Here is a 2,318-nt window from a genome sequence, read left to right on the forward strand (position 1 = left end):
GACGTGACACGTCCGCCGCACCCTTCGCGGATGGATGTGGACGGTTGTCGCGGCGTTTGTCGCGAAAAGACTTCAAGCGGGGGCAACTCCGAACGGCGTGGCCGCTTTTGACATAGGGCAACCGGCTTCGCAACCAAGTCCGACAGGTCGGCCTCTCCGCTTCAGGTTGGCCGCGATGGACCAATGTCAAAGAAACAGGCAAATCTACCGGATGTCCCGCTCCGAACGCCTGCTCGACCTGATCCAGTGCCTGCGCCGGCATCGCCGGCCCGTGAGCGGACAGGCGCTGGCCGATGAACTCGGGATTTCGATTCGCACACTCTACCGCGACATCGCCACGCTGCAGGGCCAGGGCGCGCCGATCGAGGGCGAGGCGGGTGTCGGTTATGTGCTCAAGCCCGGCTTCATGCTGCCGCCGCTGATGTTCAGCGACGAGGAGATCGAAGCCATCGTGCTCGGCTCGCGCTGGGTCGCCAAGCAGCCGGACCAGCGTCTCTCGGCCGCCGCTGCCAACGCGTTGGCCAAGATCGCGGCGGTCCTGCCGGACGATCTGCGCGAGGATCTCGACGCGAGCACACTGCTGGTCGGCCCTTCCGCCGCAGCCATCGAAAGCATCGATCTTGGTCTGGTGCGGCAGGCCATCCGCAACGAGCGCAAGCTTGGCTTTCTCTACCGCGACGCCGGCGGCGCTGCGTCCGAGCGTGTCGTGTGGCCATTTGCGCTGGGCTTCTTCGACAAGGTGCGGGTGGTGGTGGCGTGGTGCGAGATGCGGCACGGTTTCCGGCATTTTCGCGCCGATCGCATCGCCGAACTCCAAGCAACGGACACGCGCTATCCGCGTCGTCGCCAGGCGCTGCTCAAGGAATGGCGGGCAACGCTCGACAAGCCGCGTGGTTCGAGATGACTGCTGCCATAATCTGACAGTAGCCCATCTTATGGTCGCCAAGTCGAAGCACCGAACCTTGGAGAGCAGATATGGCCATCCCGAATTTCGTCATCCTCTATGTCGACCAGCCGCTTGAGAGCGGCGCCTTCTACAGCGCGCTGCTCGGCCGTGAGCCGGTTGAAAGTTCGCCGACCTTCGTGCTGTTCGTGCTCGATGCCGGCTTCAAGTTCGGCCTGTGGTCGCGCCATACGGTGGAGCCGGCAGCCGCCATGTCAGGCGGTGGCGCCGAAATCGTCTTTGCGCTGGATACGCCCGATGCGGTCGATGCCACCCATGCCGACTGGTCCGGGCGCGGGCTGACAATTCTGCAGACGCCAACCGACATGGATTTCGGCCGTACTTTTGTCGCGCTCGATCCCGACAATCATCGCCTGCGCGTCTATTGGCTGTCCGATGGCGAACAGGCCAATGGTGACCAGAAATGAGCGCGTACTGGATCGCGGTGGCATCGGCCGAACATGTCCGGCGGGGTCGCGCAGCCGGCTTCATGCAGGTCAACCACGGCAAGGCGGCACCGCTGCGTCGCGTCAAGCCAGGCGATGGCATCGTCTACTACTCGCCGAACACTGTTTTGGGCGAGAAAGATGGCCTGCGGGCCTTCACCGCGATCGGCATCGTGCGGGAAGGCGAGCCCTATCAGGGCGATATGGGCGCCGGCTTCACGCCCTTCCGCCGCGATGTGGCGTGGGCCAAGGCCGAGGAAGCGCCGATCAAGCCGCTGCTCGACAGGCTGGACTTCACCATGGCCAAGTCGAACTGGGGTTATCAGCTTCGCTTTGGCCTTTTCGAAATCGGGGATCACGATTTTCGTGTGATCGCCGACGCGATGAGCGCCAAAATGGCTGTACCGGCGAACTAGGCCGTGAGCGCCTTGTAGACGGCAATGCCGGCGGCAAGATCCTCGAGCGCCGCGCCGACCGACTTGAACAGCGTGATCTCCCCAGCGCTCTCGCGACCCTTCTTCTGGCCGCGCGCTAATTCGTGCAGATCGGCGACGATGGTTTCCGGCTTCAGCACGCCGGAGGCCAGCGGTTGGACGATGTCGCCGGCTTCCTTGGTGGCGCCGGCGCGGGTGTCGACATAGACGCGGGCAAGCCTGATCGCGTCGTCGTCGCTCTCGCGCATCGTCGGCGTAAAGCCTCCGACCAGGTCGACATGGGTTCCCGGCCGCAACAATGCGCCCTTGATCAGCGGCGTCGTCGTGATCGTCGCCGAGGAGACGATGTCGGCCTGCCCAAGCTCGGCATCGAGATCGCTCGCCGCGCTGGCTGCAAAACCCTCGGCGCGCAGGTCGGCGGCGACTTTTTCGGCATTGGCCGGGGTGCGGTTCCAGATGCGGATGGTCTTGATCGGCCGTACGGCCGAGTGCGCC

General features: G+C 64.5%; 3 protein-coding genes and 1 pseudogene. 3 read left to right on the plus strand and 1 reads right to left on the minus strand.

What is annotated here, in order from left to right; translation table 11 throughout:
- The first annotated feature begins 211 nt into the window (after positions 1 to 211).
- From EN749_RS34300 to EN749_RS34310, 3 genes are all read left to right on the plus strand, one after another.
- The gene (locus tag EN749_RS34300; protein WP_128364839.1) at positions 212 to 904 is read left to right on the plus strand and encodes a YafY family protein; all 693 of its coding nucleotides are present in this window, start codon (positions 212 to 214) and stop codon (positions 902 to 904) included.
- Positions 905 to 975: 71 nt separating this feature from the next.
- On the plus strand, positions 976 to 1,371 hold the full coding sequence (locus EN749_RS34305) for a VOC family protein (protein WP_127809313.1): 396 nt from the start codon (positions 976 to 978) through the stop codon (positions 1,369 to 1,371).
- A complete protein-coding gene (locus EN749_RS34310; RefSeq protein WP_127271652.1) occupies positions 1,368 to 1,805 on the plus strand; it encodes an EVE domain-containing protein in 438 nt (145 codons plus the stop codon). Before EN749_RS34305 ends, EN749_RS34310 begins: the two co-directional genes overlap by 4 nt.
- On the opposite strand, the pseudogene EN749_RS34315 reads toward EN749_RS34310, so the two are convergent.
- A pseudogene (locus tag EN749_RS34315) lies at positions 1,802 to 2,318 on the minus strand (ornithine cyclodeaminase family protein); the annotation flags it as partial. The gene EN749_RS34310 and the pseudogene EN749_RS34315 overlap by 4 nt on opposite strands.

The sequence above is a fragment of the Mesorhizobium sp. M7A.F.Ca.ET.027.02.1.1 genome (genome assembly GCF_004022985.1).
GTDB lineage: Bacteria > Pseudomonadota > Alphaproteobacteria > Rhizobiales > Rhizobiaceae > Mesorhizobium.